The organism is Pseudoalteromonas prydzensis, assembly GCF_011050055.1.
GTDB classification, from domain to species: domain Bacteria; phylum Pseudomonadota; class Gammaproteobacteria; order Enterobacterales; family Alteromonadaceae; genus Pseudoalteromonas; species Pseudoalteromonas prydzensis_A.
Genome location: NZ_DRGM01000221.1, coordinates 1 through 20,156, shown reverse-complemented (window position 1 = coordinate 20,156; position 20,156 = coordinate 1). Strand labels below are relative to the sequence as shown.

The window sequence follows — 20,156 nt, the reverse complement described above, 5'->3', positions numbered from 1 at the left end:
TTCAAGCCATTATTTTATTACTTAACCTGAACTCTAGTTAAGAGCTTTACTATCCAAAGTTCAGGTTACTACTTACCCGTTTTCTTATACCGCTGCGTGCTCAATAACAAAGTCTCTGCTTTGGCGCCTAAATACACATAAATCGCCAACGCAATGAGCAATCCGACTACTGCCAACATCATATAAATAGCGGGTAATAAATACTGCGATTGGCCAAGCGCTGCTTTAAACATAGTCAGCAAAGCTTCGATAGATACCGCAATCAAAATAGTAGAAATAAACCGCGTGATCGTGCGCCGTGTAGAGCTGTGCCTAAAGATGTCTTTATGCATCAAAATTTCTTCTTCGAGAATGGTTTTACCCAAGTCGAAAATAGCCAATGCTAAGGTTATAAAAATAATAATACTAAAAGGCTCAAGCGGATCTTCTGCTAACGACGTTTTAAATAACAAACTGTAAATATCGCCAAATACCCGATAAAGTAAAAATAACACCAAGCAGAATAAGCAGCTAACAATAATGCCATAGCCGGCTTTGAAAAATGGCGTCATCGCCGCACGGGTGCGGTCCCCCATAATAAACTCAATTAATTGCGTCAAGCATACATCAATCACTAAATAAGCTTGCTCACCATGGGACGCATTGAGCGCTTTAATTGCCGATATACATAAATGGTTAGTGGCAATCGAAATATAAGGGGCAGTAAAACGGGTCTGAGATTGCTGTTGAATATCTTGAAAATAAGGCCGTTCACTTAAATCTTGCGCGTCACCACGATTATTTAAGGTTTTCATATATTGGCGCTTAAAACAGACATTGTTGCCCAGCTGCACACCGTTTTTATCTAAACAATACTGCAGCTCCAAAAATGGATATTGGGTTACTAAATGCCGGTTATCTTGCTGCTTTTTAACACCATCGGCAAGACTTGCTAAAATTGAATCGAGTAATTCATGGATCACTGGTTGATATTCTTGATAACGCTCAACACTACTGATGTAACTCATTCTGGCCATAATCGGAACTCCTAACGACATTGTTAGGATCCAAAGCAATTACAGCACCAAGTTTATTTTTATTTAAAAATCAATAAATTAAAGTTATTTACATTATATGATTGTTGCTCTCGCACCGAGACAGTGCAGCACTTGCCTACTTTGGATAGCATTGTAAACAATAACTTAGGGCACAAAAAAATGGGCTATTTAGCCCATTTTTTCATCAAATCAATTACTTTTAAACTTCATCATCTAAGTCTTGCACTTGACGTTGTGCTGGACGAGCAATGATTTCAACATAGAAAGACTCTAAGCCTTGCTTTTCAATTTCGCTAATTGAGTTACTGATTTCAGCTACATGCACTACTTGCGCATCTTCAGCTGTGTTGCCAAATTTACAATCAAATGCCCAGTAATCAGCATCAATTGGCAATGTTTTGTTACGCTCTCTTTTCAAATACTTTTTTACTTCATGCTTTGCAGCATCTACCATGCGAGGGTATTTGATTTTCTCATGATTCAGCGTGAATGTTTTCTTCATTACGTTCCTAATTACCTTGATTTAATGATGATGGCATAAATACCAAATAAATTGGCAACGCCATTTGCAGCCATTATAGCAATTGCATTTAGTTTTTGGATGCTTTTTTTACAGTAAAGCAAATAAAACCGTTTTGCTGATAATAACGTTAGCCTAACATCACGCTCGTGCTAGGTGCAAGGGTTGATGAAGGTCGGCATTATTCAGACTATCGTAAAATGCAGCGGCATCCATTTGTGGGTGGTCTAATTGGGTTTCTTTATTTAAATGGCGCTTACGCACGACGGGTTCGCAATTATCGATCACGATTAGTGGAATATGCTTGTCATCATTACGGATCACTAATGGCTCAGGTATAAGGCATGCACGCAAGCGAATATCAGCCATACCTCCTTGCTGTAAACGTTGTGCATTATATTGTCCAATCAGCATATCAAATTGTGCAGGTGCCAATGCTTGTTCAGGGCCTGCCCCTAACTGTTCACGTAATTGCGCGTCATTTTGTGTCGCGGCATGAGCATCAAATGGGGTCTTAGGTAAATGAAACTGACTAAAATCGAGCGCATCATGGGAAAGCATTGCTAATAACAATGCAAACTCACCACGGCGTGATTCACTCACACTTTTAGCAAGACGATTGTTAAGTTGACTCTCTGTGATTAACAAATCATCGATTTGCATAGACTTTAGCCGATTAAAGTAGGGAATAGATATTTATCGGCTTTATTTGATATTTCTTTAGCTTTTTTCTTTACTTAAATACTCACTTTGCTATTATCAGCGCCGTTGCATTGGAGGGGTTCCCGAGCGGCCAAAGGGATCAGACTGTAAATCTGACGGCTCAGCCTTCGCTGGTTCGAATCCAGCTCCCTCCACCACTTTTCTATCACTCAGTTAAGTGGGGCCAAATGTAACAAAATTAGTGTGGAGGGGTTCCCGAGCGGCCAAAGGGATCAGACTGTAAATCTGACGGCTCAGCCTTCGCTGGTTCGAATCCAGCTCCCTCCACCACTTTTCTCGCTAACTTTACTCTCGCTAACTTTACTCTCGCTAACTTTACTCTCGCTAACTTTACTCTCGCTAACTCATTCAAACACCCAAGATAAACTTGCACCGTGCTGCTTTAGCCACTTTGTTGCTTGCTTATACTCAGGGTAAAATTCGCTGACCCGCTGCCAAAACGCCGCACTATGATTTAAATACTTCAAGTGGGCAAGTTCATGCACTATGACATAATCGATAATCGTGTGTGGCGCACTGGCTAATAACAAATTAAAAGTCAGCTCCCGTTGTCGATTACAACTACCCCAACGACGTTTATAAATATGAATACGGATGCTGCTTGGTAACGCCTCCGCCATTTTTATACAATACTCGTGCACTCGCATTTCTATATAACTTTCTAGTTGCTCATGTAAAAACTCTTCAAGCAAGCTTTGATACATAGCTTGCTGGTGTTTAACTCGCCCAGACAAGTTTAACTGCACAATAGGTTGCGGCTGATTTTTAACTCGCCGCCATTCACAGCGCGAACTGGTTCCATACCTCAGCATCATTGGCTGAGCAAAAACAAGAATGCAATTATCTTTTAAAGGATATTGGCGTGTATCAAGTAGCTGACTTTGTTTATGAATTTGCGCCGTTATCCAGTCAGTTTTACTCAGTAACCAGCCTTCAAGTTCCTGTTTAGCAACCCCGACTGGCGCATAAACTGTCACACTTTGCTGTTGCACTTTAATAGCCACGGTTTTACGGCGGCGACTACGCTTTATTGTATATTCAAACAAACCTAACTCTTGCAACTGGCCAGCAGTTATTAAACTAATTAATAGGTTGCTATCTTACCCTGCAAAATAACTGCTAATCTATAACTAAGTAGAATTAAATAAAGCAACGTCAAAAAATGCCTGATAAGCCTTGTTGTAGTTATACTTCCCCTGATGGTCATCATTGCCAAGAAACTGACATGGGCTCAGGCTTTTGCTTTTGGCATGACGGAAAATTTGATAAGTCAGGTTTAGATCTAACCCAAAAACTAGAACGCTATGCAAAAAAAGGGGGATTGTTGCAGGGGCTGCAATTACAACGCGCCAACCTCACTGGGCTTAATTTAATAAACCAAGATGACGAAGAAGGCTTTGATTTATCCTACAGTAATTTTTATCGTGCAACGTTAACCCATGCCCATCTATTTAATAATAAAATAGCCCACAGTTCACTGATGAAAGCCACTTTACACAATGCAAGTCTGCATTACTGTAACCTACAAGACACTAACCTGTTGGGTATCAAGCTCAACAATACTCGCATTGATAACATTGACTTAGGCACCGAATTATTACAAGAAAAACAAGCCAAAGCAGCACTACACAAAAAAGATAAAACCGCAGCGCTTGACTTATTTGAACAATCCGAAGAAATATTTCGTAATTTACGTAAAGCATCTGAACAACAAGGCTTATTTGAGCTGGCGGGTAAGTTTACTTATAAAGAACTCCGGATGCGCCACGCACAATACCCGCGAGGCTCAAAAAAACAATTAGCATCTAGCTTTATTGATATGTTATGTGGCTACGGCGAAAAACCTGAAAACGTGATCCGTTTTAGTCTGTCATTAATCGTCTGTTGTGCCCTGTGCTATTTTGTTTTTGGGGTGATGGGTGCTGGGGGTTTAATGCAGCTGAATACCGCAGCATCATTCAGTGATAATTTATCAGCGCTGTTAAATAGTTTTTATTTTAGCGTGGTTACATTCACGACCTTAGGGTATGGTGATATTACGCCGGTAGGATTTTCGCGCTTTATTGCCGCCATCGAAGCATTTTGTGGCAGTTTTTCCCTCGCGCTATTCGTGGTGGTGTTTGTAAAACGGATGACGCGCTAATTATTCCACCTTTCAGTAGATAAATTAATAAATAGTTCGGATAACTAGCCACTATAAAATTAGTTATAACTAGTGCTATCATTATAACTAATAAAACTTAGCAACTTGATTGAAAAAATTTAGCTTTGTTAACTTTTGTAGCTAAATGTGTAAATGGACCATAGACATCTCGCTTAAGAATTAATTATTTGTATTAACCACAATTTCAGACAATCTAAATTACGACTGAAATTACAATGTATTGAGCCATTATGCTGTCTGTTTTTTTTATTACTGATCAAGATCCGAGTCTTATTATCAATGGTGTATATGACCCATTTTTAGTAACACTGTCGGTTTTAACGGCTATTTTTGCCGCTTTTTTTGCCGCTTATATGATCGATCTTGCAAAAGAAACACGCTTTAAAAGTTATCAAAAGCTAGCCAACTCCACGGCTTCTTTGGTACTCGCGGGTGGTATTTGGAGTATGCACTTTATTGGCATGCTCGCATTCTCACTGTGTACCAATATTAGCTATGATCCAGCGCTGACTTTGTTATCTTTTATTCCGGCCTTTTTAGCCTGCTTAACTGCGGGGTCACTGTTAGTTAAAAGTAATAGCACTATTGTTAGTTTAGTGATGCCTTCCATATTACTCGGCGCAGGTATTGGCACTATGCATTACAGCGGTATGGCCGCGATGCAATTAAGTCCTTTATTACGCTATGACCCACTCATGTTTGGCCTTTCAATCATAGTCGCTGTGGTACTGGCGTTCGTTTCTTTATATTCGCGTTTTAACATCGGTAAACATTTTCCATCCTTAACCGCAGCAAAAACGCGATTGCTCAGTGCCACTATTTTAGGCTTTGCTGTTGCAGGCATGCATTACATGGGCATGGCGGCTACGCGGTTTGTTGCTACCTCGCCATTAATTGGTAATGACAGTGATAGTTCAGAGCTTACCTTTGTTGCTATTAGCGTGGTGTTTGCAACCATTATTTTAACCGCGATCGTTGCGATTATTAATGGCATGGTGCGTTATCGCATGTTACTTGAAGAAAAGACTGGCAATGAATCTCGCTTAGCAGCTATTTTATCAACCGCCATAGATGGCATTGTAACTATTGATCATCGCGGTCATATTTTAAGCTTTAATAACGCAGCAGAGAATATTTTCGGCTGGCATAGCACTGACGTAAAAGGTAAAAACGTAAAGATGCTGATGGCTGATGACATCGCAGCAGATCATGATGAACACCTAGCAAAGGCACATCACATCGATTTAGGCAAAGTTATTGGCGTCAATCGTGATGTCCTTGCTAAACACAAAGATGGCCATTTATTTCCTATTCGCTTAGGGATTGGTGAAGCAAACCAGCCGGGCCAAGACTCGATATTTGTTGGCTTTATTACCGACTTAACCGAACAACGTAAACTACAAAAAAACCTGATCGAGAAAGAACAACAATATCGCTCGCTGATGGACAATATGCCAGGCGTAGTGTTTCGCTGCCAAGTGAATAAAAACTGGAGTATGATTTTTGTCAGCCCCAGCATTAATGAAGTGACTGGCTACCTACCGTCAGAGTTTATTAATAAACACATAGAATTTGGTAACTTGATTTGCAATGACGATATCGCGCGGATCAACCAATCAATTGAACAAGCCATTGCGAGTAAATCGCAATATTCAATCGAATACAGGCTACGTCACCGTAATGGCAAACTTATATGGGTGCTTGAAAAAGGCAGTTTTGAGTTTAATAAGCAAGGTGAAGCAATTTGGATTGATGGTGTAATTGTTGATATTAGTGAACGCCGCGAATACGAAGATAAGTTAAAACTCGCCAAACTAGCCGCTGAGGAAGCAGCCCAAGCTAAGCAATCATTTATGGCTAATATGAGTCATGAAATTCGCACTCCGATGAATTCGATCATAGGTTTTAGTGACCTATTGATGGATACCCCACTTGATCAGGAGCAACAAAAGCATTTAATCACCGTTAACAGTGCCGCGCGTTCGCTGTTACGGCTGTTAAATGAGATTCTCGATTCAGCAAAGCTGGAAAAGGGTAAGCTGACCATTGAGCCCGTACATTTTAACTTGCAACCACTACTTGATAGCATTATTTCAACATTCTGGTTAGAAGCAAAAAAGAAAGATCTTGAGTTAACCCTGACTATCAAAGATGCAGTGCATGGAGCATATTACGGCGACCCTGATCGCCTACGCCAAGTTTTAACCAACTTAATTGGTAATGCGGTTAAGTTTACCGCCCAAGGTGCTGTGAATGTCACGGTTAGTACCACACAAAACAATCAGTTATTTTTTGAAGTGCAAGATACTGGCATTGGCATCGCCAAAGACCGCCTTAAAGCGATATTTCAGCCCTTTGAACAAGCTGATGGCACAATGACACGCCGCTTTGGCGGCAGCGGCCTTGGTACTACAATCAGCAAACAATTAGTTGAATTAATGGGTGGCATGATCAACGTGGTCAGCGAAGAAAATAAAGGCAGCTGCTTTTATTTTTCATTGCCGCTAACGGCTGGCGATGAAACGCTGATCAATTATTTTGATGGGCTGCACACACAACTACCGCCACTGCGTATTTTAGTGGTTGATGATATTGAACAAAATGTCGAATTATTACAACTATTACTCTCTCGTGATAATCACACAATAAGCACAGCCAGTAACGGCTTTGAAGCCCTAGCCACGTTTGAAAAGCACGATTTTGACGTTATTTTAATGGATATACACATGCCACAATGCGATGGCATTACTGCAACCCAAAAAATACGCGAAATAGAACAACAACGACAATTGAAGAAAACACCGATCATTGCCCTTACCGCCAGTGTCTTACAACAAGATAAGCTCACCGCGAAAAATGCAGGTATGAATGGTTTTGCAAATAAGCCCGTTGATATTAATCAACTCAATCAAGAAATATCGCAAGTGCTAGGCTTCGGGCTTAAAAAAGCAGTGCTAATTGAACAAAGTGATCCCACAGCAAAACACATTGATTTCAAAAAAGGCAGTCAACTTTGGGGCAGTAAATGTAAGCAGTTAACGCAAATAAAACGCTTTCTTGATGAACAACAAACACTCTGCGACGCGCTCTTTAGTGGCGGGCTGAATGCATGGAGTGATCCGCAACGTAACCTGCATACGTTAAAAGGGCTAACAGGTAATTTAGGTTTGCCCACCATGATGAAATTATTCTCTGCGCTAGAAAAAGCTCCATCAGCGCAACAACAAGCTAAACTTATAGCGCAACTTCAGGTAGAGCTGAGCGCGGTAAGCGTATTACTACGCGAAAAAACGTTAGCCTGTAAGCCGGCGACAATTGAAGATAACTCACAACAAACGCAGGCTATTTCAATAAGTGGATTTAAAACACTGTGCGAGCAGTTACTGCAACATGCTGAAAATGCGGAATTGAATGATGAACTATTAGCAAACGTTAAAACGCATGCTCCGCTCAATTACCAAGGCGATATTGACAGTATCATTGAATTTTTTGACCAGTTTGACTTTGACGCTGCGCAAACTAACTTAGAGTCTTTAATTTCGCTCCTTAACCAAACGGCAAAGATGGAGGCCAACTGATGGATTTTAACACCGAACGTGCGCGTGTTTTAGTTGTTGATGATGAGCCCGCTAACCTGAAAGTGATGCGCGAAGTTTTAGGGGATCAATATCGCCTGTCTTTTGCAAAGTCGGGGGATGCCGCGCTTGCACTCGTTGCAAAAGAGCTACCCAAACTCATTCTACTCGATATTATGATGCCGAACATGAGCGGCTTTGAAGTATGCCAGCGGTTAAAAGAAAACCCGCAAACACAACATATTCCGATCATTTTTGTCACCGCGCTTGCCGATGAAAGTGATGAATTTAAAGGCTTTGAAATTGGCGCGGTAGATTACATTACCAAGCCTATTAGCCCAGCAATCGTGCGCGCCCGAGTTAAAACTCACTTATCCTTAGTACAAGCAGAACAATTAAAGCAAGCCCATGTTGACTTGGTTCATCGCTTAGGCTGCGCCGCAGAATACAAAGATACCGATACCGGTGAACATATTGCTCGCATGAGTAAATACAGTAAAATTTTAGCGCTTGCCTATGGTATGGATGAACAGCACGCCGAGTTACTCAGACAAGCAGCGCCGATGCACGACATAGGTAAAATTGGCATACCGGATGCGATATTACTCAAACCGGGGAAATTAACCCCCGATGAGTTTGAGCATATGAAAGAGCATGCGCAAATAGGCGCAAAAATATTAGCCAATTCACCATCGCCATTATTACAACTGGCACATGTACTGGCCATGGAACATCATGAAAAATGGGATGGTTCCGGTTACCCCAACGCGCTGAAAGGCGAACAAATTTCGCTTGAAGGACGAATTGTCGCGATTGCGGATGTATTTGATGCGCTCACATCTAAACGCCCTTATAAGCAAGCTTGGAGCATTGAAGAAGCGCTCTCGCATATGCAACAGCAAGCAGGCAAACACTTTGATCCACAACTTGTTGCGTTATTTGAGGGCCAGCTAGATGCAATTTTAGAAGTGTATTCTCTCTATCAAAATTAGCCGTACTGAGCTGTTATACCAATCGTGTTAAGTGACTGACCATTTAAGTCGATTGGTATTATATATTCGCAGCTATGTAAGCATGGTCATGGGAGGTAATTTCATGGCTATTGCCACTTAAATCTTGAAAATAAACCGAATATGTAACTTGATGATCGGCAAGCACGGTTTTAATATTTAACCCATGCAAATGCTTGCACCAAGCAATAAACTGCTCACCCGATGCGGCAAAGGCAATACCTTTACTTTTGCCTTCGGCCTCAAACAGCGCTAAACGGATCGTCGCGTGTGCATCTTCTAAAGTTAAAGGCCCTTTCCCTTCATCCCAAAAAGCCAGCTCTGGCACAATATCAAAGCCTAATACCGTTTTGTACCAGCTCACAGCTTGCTCAAGGTTTGCCACATTTAAGTGGCAATGATCGACACCAGATAAAGCAGGTATTGCCATTAGCCAAGCTCAGATTTAAGTTGTCTAATAAACACCTGCATATACTCGGTACGGCGCGCCGCTTCTGCTTTTGCTGACGGTGTATTCATACTTTTTGCAATGTGTAATAACTTGATGAAAAAATGATCCAGTGTATATAAAGTATCATCGGCCTCTCTATGCTGGCAAAATGGATCTTCCGGATGATATAAATTGCGCCCGATTGAGCCCCCTACTTTCATACAACGGCTGACACCAATTGCCCCTAGTGCATCCATGCGGTCGGCATCTTGAACGATTTGTGCTTCCACGCCTTCAATTGCAATGTTAGCACTAAAACTGTGTGCTGCAATGGCATGATGAATGGCTTTAAAAAACTGTGGATCATAATCAATCGTCGTTAAGAAGGTGATCGCTTTATCAGCAGCCATTGTCGATGCTCTGGCGCGATCGGGGTGATTTTTAGCCACAGCAACACAATCGTGTAACCAGGCCGCAGGCAAAACAATGTTCATATCAGCCTGTTCAGCAACACATAACTGCTTTGCGACTCTCACCACGCGTTCAATATGCGTTATATCGTGGGCGACATCAGCACTTACTAACGACATAATGAAGGCACGACAATGATTCTCTAGCTGTTGTAGCGGCTCAGATAATGCTAAAACGGGCAAACGTTGTTCCATAAATCCTGTAATTTCAAATTAATGCATTGAATTACCATTACTTTACCGCGGTTATAGGGGGTAGTGCAAAACATTCATTGTATGTTCGAGCCCGCTTCACTAAAATACGCTCTTAATTTATCCGTATTGAGAAGCCTAATGTCATCTGTTGTATACCTAGAAGCTGGTCGTGAAAAATCACTAAAAAGAAAACACCCATGGTTGTTTTCAAAAGCCATCAAAAAAATAAAAGGTAAACCGAGTTTAGGTGACACAGTGACCATTCACGATAACAATGGTAAATTTTTAGCCACAGCGGCTTACAGCCCGCATTCACAAATTCGCGCACGGGTGTGGAGCTTTGATGAAACAGAAGTCATCGACCACGCTTTTTTTGAGCGTCGTTTACGTCGCGCACTTGCTGCACGCGAGCAAGTGATTGCTGAGGGTGGCTTAACAGGGTTTCGCTTATGTGCCGCCGAATCGGACTTTTTACCTGGCGTTACCATTGATAAATTTGACAACTTTTTAGTGTGTCAGTTATTAAGTGCCGGTGCAGAGCGCCATAAAGGTGAAATAGTTGCCGCTTTAATTGCTATTTTCCCTGGCTGCAATGTGTATGAGCGCTCTGATGTCGATGTACGTAGCAAAGAAGGCTTAGAGCCAACCATGGGTGTGCTATGGGGTAACAAACCCGAGCAACCAGTGTTAATTGAAGAAAACGGCTTTAAAATTGAAGTCGACATTCTCGAAGGCCATAAAACCGGTTTTTACCTTGATCAACGGGATAGCCGTGCTGCATTAGAGCGTTTTTCAAAAGATAAAAGAGTGCTTAACTGCTTTAGCTACACAGGTACCTTTTCATTGTATGCGCTGCGCGGTGGCTGTGAACATGTTACTAACGTTGATGTATCACAACCCGCGCTTGATACCGCTAAGCGCAATGTTGAACACAATGAGTTAGATTTGAATCGTGTTGATTTTGTTAAACAAGATGTTTTTAAACTATTGCGTCAATATCGTGAAGACGGTGTGCTGTTTGATACTATTGTGATGGATCCACCAAAATTTGCCGATAACAAAGCACAGCTAACTGGCGCATGCCGTGGCTATAAAGATATCAACATGATTGCCATGCAAATTCTAAAACCTGGTGGCACGTTATTAACGTTCTCATGTTCGGGTTTAATGGATCAAAACTTATTTCAAAAAGTGGTTGCCGATGCGGCCCTTGATGCAGGCAAAGATTTATTGATCATGGAACGCTTAAATCAAGCTGCTGATCACCCAATCGCAGGTAGCTACCCAGAAGGTTTTTACTTAAAAGGCCTGATCTGTAAAGTGTACTAGTCTGCGCTAGTTAAACTGCATTATTTCAAGTCCTGCGGTCACCGTGCCGTCACTTTCTTTGCTGGCACGAACCACCCTCGCGGTTGCATCAAGTGGTGCAATCGCTGGGCTGGTAGAATCAATGTTTACTTTTACAATGGTGCCCAGCTCAAGTAATTCATCCAAATGTACTGATAACCCCGTTGCACTTAAATCAACGCATACTACATCAAATTGTTGATCAGCAATTGGCTCAAGAGTCGTTAGTTTGGCACGTGCATTTAATTGCATGCGTCTAAAGTTACGTTTATCTTCATTGAGCATTTGACCTCCTACACCACAGTATTGATTTTTTCTAACAACCCCACGACTGAAAAAGGTTTAACCACATAAGCATCACAGCCCGCATCAAATCCAGCTTGTTGTTCTTGCGCTGACTCTAAACCTGACACCATCACAATTGGAATATTGCGTGTTTCAGGGGTATTTTTCAGCATTCTACAGGTATCGTAGCCATCCAGACCGGGCATACATACATCGAGTAAAATAGCATCCGGTGGATTAGCAATGGCCGACGATAAACAACGCTTACCTGATTCAGCATAACTGAGCTCAAAGTCAGCTGATAAAGCGACTTTAAGCATCTCAAAATTAAAGTACTCGTCGTCTACAACCAGTAAACGCGGCAGTGTGTTAGCGGATGAGCACATGGTTAATACAGTTCCTTCTCATCTTACAAATATTTCCTTCGGCTAAGCGTACTGTTAACGCACGCTCAATCAATGTCTTGCAAAGCATTTAGCACACGTTTTGCTGAAATCGGATACGGCGTGCCTAACGTTTGTGCAAACAGCGATACTCTAAGCTCTTGTTGCATCCAAAAAACATCCTGTAATTGTTGTGGTACAGGCATTCCTGGCGGCACTTTTTTCAACAGTTTTTGATACTCTTGCGCGACTTTATCTAATTCAAGTACACATAATCTGTCACGATTTGGGTCAACAGGCAACTTTTCTAGGCGTTTTTCTATCGCTTTTAAGTAACGAATTAGATCACTAAGTTTGTCAGCCCCATGGCTTGAAACAAAACCTTTAAAAATTAACGATTCAAGTTGGCTTTTAATATCGCCATGTGCAGTGATCATAGTTAAATCAACGCGCCCTTTCATCTTTTTATGCAATGCATGGGCAATGCTGAGTACTTGTTCAACTTGGGTGGCAATCGCCACAACAGCATCACCAAGCTCACCACGTACTTGCTCTTTAACCTGTTCAAATGCTTGTTCAGTACGTACATCACCAAGCGAAACCAATAAGCTATCGACCCCAGCGGCAATACAGTCATCAATTAAATCAGCAACTTTACCAAACGGATTAAAATATAGCCCTAATTTTGCTTTATTGGGTAAGTTTTGTTGTAAATACTTTATCGGCGACGGTACATTTAGCAGCACTAAACGGCGCAACCCTTGTTGGTGTGCGGCTTGGGCTTTAACTTCGTTATCAAATAATTCGACTGCCGCAGATGACTTTTTATCCACCAGCGCAGGGTACGCTTTGATTTCATACTGGCCTTGTTTTTTAACATAGGATACCGGTAATTTACCAAAATCCCATTGCAGCAGATCGCTTTTTTCAATGCCTTTATCCGCAACCTTAGACAAGGTTTGCGTAACTTTGCCTTGTAATTGTGCTTTGAGTTTCGCTAAATCCATGCCTCGCGCAAGTACATTGTCTTTATCATCACGTACTTCAAACTGTAAGCGTAAATGAGTTGCCAGCGTGGTGAGGTCCCATGCATCCGGCTCCACTTTTACCCCTGTCATGCGCAATAAACGCGTCGTTAATGCCTCAATGAAGTTACCTTGCATTGGCTCAATGGCAGCTAGCACCGCATCCGCATAATTTGGCGCAGGCACAAAATTACGACGTAGTGATTTAGGTAACGATTTAATTAAACCGGTGATCAACTCATGGCGAAATGCCGGTATATGCCAGTCAAAGCCAGTTTCTTCCACTTGGTTTAACAATGCCACCGGAATTTGCACTGCCACCCCATCGACCGCTTGGCCGGGATCAAAATGATAGCTCAGTGGCAACATTAAATTACCTTGTTGCCATACATCAGGGTAATCAAATTCAGTAACGCTATTAGCACCGTGTTGCATTAAATCATCGCGGGTCATATGCAGATAATGTTTATCTTGCTGCTTTTGCGTTTTATACCATTTATTAAATGCCGCGCGGCTGTTGATCTGAGTTGGGATCTTCTTATCATAAAACTCATATAAGGTTTGCTCATCAACCAAAATATCACGACGGCGGCTTTTATTTTCTAGGGTTTGAATATCTTCAATTAATTCACGATTAAATTGTAGGAACCCTTCCTTTTGACCTAAATCTTGCTCAACTAAAGCGCTGCGAATAAACAACTGACGACTCACTTTTGGGTCGATATTGCTATACACACAGCGGCGTTTAGAGACAATAATCAGTCCGTACAGCACTTGCTGCTCAAACGCGATTACCGCGCCGGGCTTTTGCTCCCAATGCGGCTCACTGTAACTGCGCTTGACTAAATGCTGCGCAAGTGGTTCAACCCAGTCGATATTAATTTTCGCATTAATACGTGCATACAACTTACTGGTCTCGACCAGCTCTGCCGACATCAACCATTTCGGGCTTTTTTTGAATAATCCGGAGCCTGGGAAAATATGAAACTGACTATTACGAGCGCCTTTGTATACTTGCTTTTCATCTTTAAAGCCAATGTGACTGAGCATACCACTCAATAGCGCTTGATGGATTTTATCGCCATCGGCAACATTGCTGGTGGCTTTCATGCCCATTTCATTACACACCGTACTAAGCTGATAAACGATATCTTGCCACTCTCGAATACGCATATAAGCGAGCATATCCTTTTGGCACAGTTTTCTGAATTGGCTGTTACTTAGCTCACTTTGCTGCTCTTCGAGGTAATTCCACAAATTTAAAAAGGCGATGAAGTCTGAATCGGGGTCGTCAAAACGGCCATGCTTTTCATTGGCTGCGGCACGTTTTTCTTGCGGACGCTCGCGAGGATCTTGAATCGACAATGCCGCGACAATAATAATCACTTCACGCAGCGCACCCAGTTTTTGTGCCGTCAGTACCATTTTTGCTAAACGCGGGTCCACCGGTAAGCGGCTCAGTTCTATACCCGATTTAGTCAGCTGTATATTGCTATTGTGACGACTTGGTTTTACCGCTTCAAGTTCCTCTAGTAACGTTAAGCCATCGTTGATATTACGGCTATCAGGGGCTTGTACAAACGGGAACTCGGCCATATCGCCCAACCCTAAGCCGAGCATTTTTAAAATAACTGAGGCTAAGTTAGTACGTAGTATTTCTGGATCAGTAAACTCTGGGCGCGAATTAAAATCATCTTCAGCGTATAGGCGAATACAAATACCCGCTTCAACACGGCCACAACGTCCTTTACGCTGATTAGCACTGGCCTGCGAAATAGCTTCGATCGGTAAGCGCTGCACTTTAGTGCGATAGCTATAACGACTAATGCGCGCGGTACCTGGGTCTATTACATAACGAATACCCGGCACGGTGAGTGAAGTTTCGGCAACGTTGGTCGATAAAATAATATGGCGGCGACTATGGGGAGCAAAAATACGGTTTTGTTCTGCGTTAGAAAGGCGCGAATAAAGCGGTAATACATCAGCTCCTTTTAAATTACGTTTACTAAGCGCATCCGCAGTATCACGAATTTCCCGTTCACCATTTAAGAAGATCAGTATATCGCCGGGGCCTTCTTGGCACAGTTCATCAACGGCATCGAATATACCTTGTAGTTGATCGCCCTCTGCTTCCATGTCATTTTTATCGATTTCAACAAGCGGCCTATAGCGCACATCAACGGGGAATGTTCGTCCTGACACTTCAATAATTGGCGCATCATTAAAGTGCTTTGAGAATCGCTCTGGATCAATGGTCGCCGAGGTAATAATCACTTTTAAATCGGGGCGTTTTGGTAATAGATTTTTTAAATAACCTAAAATAAAGTCGATATTTAAACTACGTTCATGAGCTTCATCAATAATGATGGTGTCGTACTGGTTTAAAAACCGGTCTTGTTGAATTTCAGCCAGTAAAATACCGTCGGTCATCAACTTAATATAACTGTTGTTAGAGACTTGATCGCTAAAACGAATCTTAAAACCTACTTGCTGGCCAAGTTCACATTGCATTTCATGGGCAATCCGATCCGCGACACTGCGCGCAGCGAGTCGCCTTGGTTGAGTATGACCGATATAGCCATCAACGCCGCGGCCAAGTTCTAAACACATTTTAGGAATTTGCGTGGTTTTACCTGAGCCGGTTTCACCGGCGATGATCACCACTTGGTTATTGGCAATGGCCTGTTTAATGTCGTCTTTTTTCTGGCTGACTGGGAGCTGCTCTGGGTAAGTTACTTTAGGTAACTGAGCTAAACGCACCTCACGCAATTGTTGGCTACGTGCAATGTCGGCAGTGATTTTTTCAACCACGGCTGCTTGTTTTGTTTCATCGGTTATTTTTTTTATGCCGTGAAGGCGTTTTTTAAAGATGAATTGATCTTTTCTTAAACACGTTTTTAGTTCACCAAACAATTGACCTAGGTTAACCACCCGCAACTACCTTATAAATTTTGAGTAAAGACGGGTAATTATACCCAAGCTACCTCAAGATGCGAGCCTCGTTGGCATTAAAAAAGGCGCCTAATCAAGGCACCTTTTATGTTCTATGGGCAGAGCAGTGTTTTATATGGTTATTTACAGAGCAGCAAAGACTTCATCTGTTTTGGCAGCGCAAATAAAATCATTTTTGTGCAGGCCTTTAATTGAATGGCTCCACCAGGTTACCGTTACTTTGCCCCACTCTGTTAATAAGCCTGGGTGATGGCCTTCATCTTCAGCCATATCACCTACTTTATTAGTAAAAGCAATGGCTTGTTTAAAGTTTTTGAATTTATAAACACGCTCTAATTGCATAATACCGTCGCGTACTTCAGGCACCCAATCTGGGATCATTTTGATTAATTCAGCTAACTCGGTATCTGATACTTGTGGAGCGTCGACGTGACAGGCTTCACATTTTTGTGCGCTTAATGATGACATCTTAAATCCTTAACTTGCTAACTTTTCTTTAGGGGGAAACTTTGGGTCATGTAACCCTAATTCTTTTGCTTGCGCAACTAGCGCCATAATATCCAACTGTGAAATATCAAATAAATCATGGATAGAGTTAATGGTGTAGTACAAAGGCTGCATAATATCAATTCGATACGGCGTACGTAATACATCCAGTACGTTCATCGGGTTGATCTCTGGTTTATCTGAATACACGTATTGTGTTTCACCTGGGCTGGATAAAATACCGCCGCCATAAATGCGCAATCCTTCATCTGTTTGCATTAGGCCAAACTCAACCGTAAACCAGTACATACGGGCTAAATAAACCCGATCTTTTTTCTCTGCCGCATACCCTAACTGGCCATATTTATGCGTAAACTCGGCAAAATCAGGGTTAGTAAGCATGGCGCAGTGACCAAATATTTCATGGAAGATATCCGGCTCTTGTAAATAATCAAACTCCTCTCGGCTACGAATAAAGGTTGCAACTGGAAACTGTTTATTCGCTAATAAACGAAAGAATTCATCAAAGTCGATTAACGCCGGCACAGGCGCAACTTGCCAGCCGGTGGTCGCCAATAATACCTCGTTAAGTTCACTTAACTGCGGAATACGATCATGAGGTAGGTTTATTTTTTTAAGACCTTCCATATACTCATTACACGCTTTGCCTGCAATACATTTTAATTGCCGTGCAACTAATTCTGACCATATTTTATTTTCTGCTTCGCTCCAATGGATCACCCCATTTTCATCTGGTGTCCTGGAGGTGTATTTACTTGCTTTAGCCATAATAACCTTCTTGGTGTTAAACCGGTATCGGTGTCAACCTGTTAAGGGGATACTAAGCAAATGTAAGACAAAGTTTAATAGCTGAGCCAATATCAACAATTGGCATTGACTCAACTTTTGTATAGATTTAATTACAGTTAAAGATCGAAAAGTTTACACCCTATATTTTAAAGGCCTTACAGACACCAGCAATGTAAACTTTAAATTACAAACTAGCCGACACACGTAAAAGCATGGTTAAGATCGTTAATTATATCGTTAACATTTTCAAGCCCAACAGATAATCGGATCAAGCCATCGCTAATACCTGCTGCGGCTCTTTCTTCGGGTGAATACGGAGAATGGGTCATCGATGCCGGATGCTGAATAAGTGTTTCAGCATCACCTAAACTCACTGCAAGCGTACACAGCTGGGTATTATTAATGAACTGCTCACCATCGTTTAGATTGCCTTTTAACTCAAAAGCAATCACGCCACCTGCAGCTTTCATTTGCTTACCGATAAACTTAAACCCAGGGTGAGATGCAAGCCCCGGGTAATAAACGGTATTCACTTGGGGATGCTGCTCTAAAAATTCAGCGATAATTTGCGCACTTTCACAATGGCGCTGCATTCTGATAGCTAAGGTTTTTAAACCGCGATTAATAAGCCATGCATCGTGTGGACTGATTGTTGCGCCAATATCTTTAAGCACGGTCATTTTAATTAATGTAATGTGCTCTTGACTGCCACACACTAAACCAGCCACTACATCACCATGGCCATTTAAATATTTAGTGGCGCTGTGAACAATTAAGTCAATGCCGTAATCAATTGGCCTTTGCAGTAACGGGGTAAGAAAGGTGTTATCTATTACGCTGAGCAAATTATGCTGTTTTGCCACTTGGCCTATTAGCGCTAAATCAATGACCGCCATGGTTGGGTTGACTGGCGTTTCGGCAAAAATCATTTTTGAATTTGGCTTTATTGCATCGCGTAATTGCTGCTCGTCGGTCATGTCTACAAATGTCACTTCAATCCCCCAGCGCGGCAACATATGTGCGAAGAATGCAAACGTACAGCCATATAAAGCGCTTGAAGCGACTAAGTGATCGCCTTGTGAGAGAAAGCTCAATACCGATGCTGAAACAGCGCCCATTCCTGTGGCGGTTGCTGCAGCGGCTTCACAGCTTTCCAGCTGTGCGACTTTTTGTTCAAGCTCTGTGGTTGTTGGATTACCTAAACGGGTATAAATATAGCCGGGCTCTTCACCGGCAAAACGCGCAGCCCCTTGCGCGGCACTGCTAAAATGAAACGTTGATGTTTGATATAAGGGTGCGGTTAGCGCGCCATGTGGATCGTTGGCTTTTTCTGGTCCATGGATACATTGACTGTCGATGTGGAGTGTGTTCATTGTCTGATCTTTTTGATTATTATTAATATCATAATCAAAGCGTATCAGCTTCTAGATCACAAGCATGCCGGATGCTCAGATGGCTATCTCCTGTACAGTGACCCAAAGTCACTGTACAGATATCTTGTCAGTTTGTGCTTGCTGAACTCTCTGTTGTCGCTTTTTTACGAGATACAATCTTACTCGCAATCAACTGCGCGGTGCCTTTAAGTAAACTACGCTTATGCTCAAGTCGCGGTAATGGACGGCTTAATTCCATCGCTTTATAACCAATACGTGCGGTAAATATCCCTGCACTCAAGCCCTGTGCGGCTCGCCCTGATAATTTACCTAATAATTCCGCACTGAGCGCTGTTGCCGCTAAATCAGATACTAACTCAGCACTGCCAACAAACATCACTTGTTTGATCAGCATTTTATAAAGCTTGATCCGACTAGCATAACCAAATCCGATACCGTAAATCTTACCGATTTGCTCAATCAGTTTAGTGCCCCGCCACAGCACCGCCATCATATCCACCAGCGCTAATGGACTTAATGCCACTAATAAACCAGACTCCGTAGCAAAACGGTTGATCAGCTTTTTAGCTTGAGTATCTTGTTTCACTAACAAGCTATCGGCGTACAAGGTCATGATCTCTTTATCGCTATGATGGCTATCAATGCTTGCTTTAAATTCATCAAAGCCGGTTAATTGCTGATGTTTATTAAGCTTTTCAAGCCAAGGCAATGCACCGCCCACTTGCTCGCTATTAAGCAGACGATCCGCTTCATGGCGATGTAATTGATTGCGCTTTAAACTGCGCAGCATTCTATATTCACGCCATAACAGTTTGCCTAATAACAACACGCCACTGAGCACTGCAATTAAGTACACACTGCCTAAGATGATGGACTGCTCAAATGTGAACACCATGGAAAATATAAATTCAGCTAACACTAAAACAATAAAGCTAATAGCAAACACGGCTTTGAGCGTTTGCCATTTTGACTTTTTATAAACCGGCGTTAAATCAATCTCCTCATCCAGTTGCTCGTCATTCAGTTGTTGCTCTTCATACTCACCTTGCTCAATCACTTTTGCTGGGATCAAGGTAAGCTCACTTTCTAAAGGCTGTTCACTGGTATCAATACGTCTACCAGCTTGAAAACCTGATACGGTCTCGCTCATGTTAGTTTGTCTCCTAAAAGGTACTGCATGACATGATCCAAACGAATGTGTTTTAACTGCTTATCTGGGCTTGGCATTGGCGCAAACGATAAAAACTCAAAACCACGGGTTGGCCACTCGTCCTTAGTCAGTATGCGCATGGGTGGCTGTGGCGGTAAATAAGTCAGCCATTGTGACTCTAATAACGGCTTACCATAAAT

Annotated in this window: 18 protein-coding genes and 2 tRNA genes; 6 read left to right on the top strand and 14 right to left on the bottom strand. The window is 42.1% G+C overall.

The window, feature by feature from the left end; all coding sequences use genetic code 11:
• Positions 1–68 precede the first annotated feature (68 nt).
• The 3 genes from ENH88_RS22995 to ENH88_RS22985 all read right to left on the bottom strand — a co-directional run bounded on the left by ENH88_RS22995 (position 69) and on the right by ENH88_RS22985 (position 2,220).
• Positions 69–1,016, bottom strand: coding sequence for a general glycosylation pathway protein (locus tag ENH88_RS22995; protein WP_304185885.1), 948 nt, complete (start codon positions 1,014–1,016; stop codon positions 69–71).
• A 220-nt stretch (positions 1,017–1,236) separates the two neighbouring features.
• Positions 1,237–1,539 carry a DUF6172 family protein gene (locus ENH88_RS22990; RefSeq protein ID WP_304185884.1) on the bottom strand — a complete coding sequence of 101 codons (303 nt, stop codon included), beginning with the start codon at positions 1,537–1,539 and terminating at the stop codon, positions 1,237–1,239.
• A 159-nt stretch (positions 1,540–1,698) separates the two neighbouring features.
• Entirely contained in the window at positions 1,699–2,220 is a 522-nt protein-coding gene (locus ENH88_RS22985; RefSeq protein ID WP_304185882.1) for a VC2046/SO_2500 family protein, read from the bottom strand.
• A gap of 112 nt (positions 2,221–2,332) precedes the next feature.
• Here ENH88_RS22985 and ENH88_RS22980 point away from each other — a divergent pair.
• Together ENH88_RS22980 and ENH88_RS22975 are read left to right on the top strand one after the other, a co-directional pair.
• A tRNA-Tyr gene (locus ENH88_RS22980) sits at positions 2,333–2,417 on the top strand.
• A 48-nt stretch (positions 2,418–2,465) separates the two neighbouring features.
• A tRNA-Tyr gene (locus ENH88_RS22975) sits at positions 2,466–2,550 on the top strand.
• A 74-nt stretch (positions 2,551–2,624) separates the two neighbouring features.
• Here ENH88_RS22975 and ENH88_RS22970 read toward each other — a convergent pair.
• On the bottom strand, positions 2,625–3,326 hold the full coding sequence (locus ENH88_RS22970) for a M48 family metallopeptidase (RefSeq protein ID WP_304185881.1): 702 nt from the start codon (positions 3,324–3,326) through the stop codon (positions 2,625–2,627).
• A 116-nt stretch (positions 3,327–3,442) separates the two neighbouring features.
• On the opposite strand from ENH88_RS22970, the gene ENH88_RS22965 reads away from it, so the two are divergent.
• From ENH88_RS22965 to ENH88_RS22955, 3 genes are all read left to right on the top strand, one after another.
• Entirely contained in the window at positions 3,443–4,423 is a 981-nt protein-coding gene (locus ENH88_RS22965; RefSeq protein ID WP_304185879.1) for an ion channel, read from the top strand.
• Positions 4,424–4,674: 251 nt separating this feature from the next.
• Entirely contained in the window at positions 4,675–8,022 is a 3,348-nt protein-coding gene (locus ENH88_RS22960) for a PAS domain S-box protein (protein WP_304185877.1), read from the top strand.
• Positions 8,022–9,011: a response regulator gene (locus ENH88_RS22955; RefSeq protein WP_304185876.1), complete on the top strand. Its 990-nt coding sequence runs from the start codon at positions 8,022–8,024 to the stop codon at positions 9,009–9,011. The genes ENH88_RS22960 and ENH88_RS22955 overlap by 1 nt, the downstream gene beginning before the upstream one ends.
• Before the next feature lie 58 nt (positions 9,012–9,069).
• On the opposite strand, the gene ENH88_RS22950 is transcribed toward ENH88_RS22955, so the two are convergent.
• Together ENH88_RS22950 and ENH88_RS22945 are read right to left on the bottom strand one after the other, a co-directional pair.
• Positions 9,070–9,459: a VOC family protein gene (locus ENH88_RS22950; protein ID WP_304185875.1), complete on the bottom strand. Its 390-nt coding sequence runs from the start codon at positions 9,457–9,459 to the stop codon at positions 9,070–9,072.
• Positions 9,459–10,124 carry an HD domain-containing protein gene (locus ENH88_RS22945; protein WP_414704880.1) on the bottom strand — a complete coding sequence of 222 codons (666 nt, stop codon included), beginning with the start codon at positions 10,122–10,124 and terminating at the stop codon, positions 9,459–9,461. Before ENH88_RS22945 ends, ENH88_RS22950 begins: the two co-directional genes overlap by 1 nt.
• A gap of 138 nt (positions 10,125–10,262) precedes the next feature.
• On the opposite strand from ENH88_RS22945, the gene ENH88_RS22940 reads away from it, so the two are divergent.
• Positions 10,263–11,453: a class I SAM-dependent methyltransferase gene (locus ENH88_RS22940; RefSeq protein WP_304185874.1), complete on the top strand. Its 1,191-nt coding sequence runs from the start codon at positions 10,263–10,265 to the stop codon at positions 11,451–11,453.
• A gap of 6 nt (positions 11,454–11,459) precedes the next feature.
• Here ENH88_RS22940 and ENH88_RS22935 read toward each other — a convergent pair whose 3' ends face one another.
• From ENH88_RS22935 to ENH88_RS22900, 8 genes are all read right to left on the bottom strand, one after another.
• Positions 11,460–11,756 carry a PilZ domain-containing protein gene (locus ENH88_RS22935; RefSeq protein WP_304185873.1) on the bottom strand — a complete coding sequence of 99 codons (297 nt, stop codon included), beginning with the start codon at positions 11,754–11,756 and terminating at the stop codon, positions 11,460–11,462.
• A gap of 8 nt (positions 11,757–11,764) precedes the next feature.
• Positions 11,765–12,142, bottom strand: a complete 378-nt coding sequence (locus tag ENH88_RS22930; RefSeq protein WP_304185872.1) for a response regulator — start codon at positions 12,140–12,142, stop codon at positions 11,765–11,767.
• Positions 12,143–12,207: 65 nt separating this feature from the next.
• Positions 12,208–16,095, bottom strand: coding sequence for an ATP-dependent RNA helicase HrpA (gene hrpA / locus ENH88_RS22925; protein ID WP_304185871.1), 3,888 nt, complete (start codon positions 16,093–16,095; stop codon positions 12,208–12,210).
• A gap of 144 nt (positions 16,096–16,239) precedes the next feature.
• On the bottom strand, positions 16,240–16,584 hold the full coding sequence (locus ENH88_RS22920) for a 4a-hydroxytetrahydrobiopterin dehydratase (RefSeq protein WP_149980747.1): 345 nt from the start codon (positions 16,582–16,584) through the stop codon (positions 16,240–16,242).
• A 9-nt stretch (positions 16,585–16,593) separates the two neighbouring features.
• Complete coding sequence (gene phhA, locus ENH88_RS22915; protein WP_304185869.1) at positions 16,594–17,391, bottom strand: phenylalanine 4-monooxygenase; 798 nt, start codon at positions 17,389–17,391, stop codon at positions 16,594–16,596.
• Positions 17,392–17,603: 212 nt separating this feature from the next.
• A complete protein-coding gene (gene megL, locus ENH88_RS22910; RefSeq protein WP_304185868.1) occupies positions 17,604–18,785 on the bottom strand; it encodes a methionine gamma-lyase in 1,182 nt (393 codons plus the stop codon).
• Between the two features lie 127 nt (positions 18,786–18,912).
• A complete protein-coding gene (locus ENH88_RS22905; RefSeq protein WP_304185866.1) occupies positions 18,913–19,956 on the bottom strand; it encodes a TIGR01620 family protein in 1,044 nt (347 codons plus the stop codon).
• The coding region (locus ENH88_RS22900) for a YcjX family protein (RefSeq protein WP_304185864.1) at positions 19,953–20,156 on the bottom strand (204 nt) is incomplete at its 5' end. The genes ENH88_RS22905 and ENH88_RS22900, both read right to left, overlap by 4 nt.

Coding starts and splice junctions, on each gene's coding strand:
- ENH88_RS22995 (WP_304185885.1), bottom strand. CDS start 1,016: ATGGCCAGAATGAGTTACATCAGTAGTGTTGAGCGTTATCAAGAATAT.
- ENH88_RS22990 (WP_304185884.1), bottom strand. CDS start 1,539: ATGAAGAAAACATTCACGCTGAATCATGAGAAAATCAAATACCCTCGC.
- ENH88_RS22985 (WP_304185882.1), bottom strand. CDS start 2,220: ATGCAAATCGATGATTTGTTAATCACAGAGAGTCAACTTAACAATCGT.
- ENH88_RS22965 (WP_304185879.1), top strand. CDS start 3,443: ATGCCTGATAAGCCTTGTTGTAGTTATACTTCCCCTGATGGTCATCAT.
- ENH88_RS22960 (WP_304185877.1), top strand. CDS start 4,675: ATGCTGTCTGTTTTTTTTATTACTGATCAAGATCCGAGTCTTATTATC.
- ENH88_RS22955 (WP_304185876.1), top strand. CDS start 8,022: ATGGATTTTAACACCGAACGTGCGCGTGTTTTAGTTGTTGATGATGAG.
- ENH88_RS22950 (WP_304185875.1), bottom strand. CDS start 9,459: ATGGCAATACCTGCTTTATCTGGTGTCGATCATTGCCACTTAAATGTG.
- ENH88_RS22945 (WP_414704880.1), bottom strand. CDS start 10,124: ATGGAACAACGTTTGCCCGTTTTAGCATTATCTGAGCCGCTACAACAG.
- ENH88_RS22940 (WP_304185874.1), top strand. CDS start 10,263: ATGTCATCTGTTGTATACCTAGAAGCTGGTCGTGAAAAATCACTAAAA.
- ENH88_RS22935 (WP_304185873.1), bottom strand. CDS start 11,756: ATGCTCAATGAAGATAAACGTAACTTTAGACGCATGCAATTAAATGCA.
- ENH88_RS22930 (WP_304185872.1), bottom strand. CDS start 12,142: ATGTGCTCATCCGCTAACACACTGCCGCGTTTACTGGTTGTAGACGAC.
- ENH88_RS22920 (WP_149980747.1), bottom strand. CDS start 16,584: ATGTCATCATTAAGCGCACAAAAATGTGAAGCCTGTCACGTCGACGCT.
- phhA (WP_304185869.1), bottom strand. CDS start 17,391: ATGGCTAAAGCAAGTAAATACACCTCCAGGACACCAGATGAAAATGGG.
- megL (WP_304185868.1), bottom strand. CDS start 18,785: ATGAACACACTCCACATCGACAGTCAATGTATCCATGGACCAGAAAAA.
- ENH88_RS22905 (WP_304185866.1), bottom strand. CDS start 19,956: ATGAGCGAGACCGTATCAGGTTTTCAAGCTGGTAGACGTATTGATACC.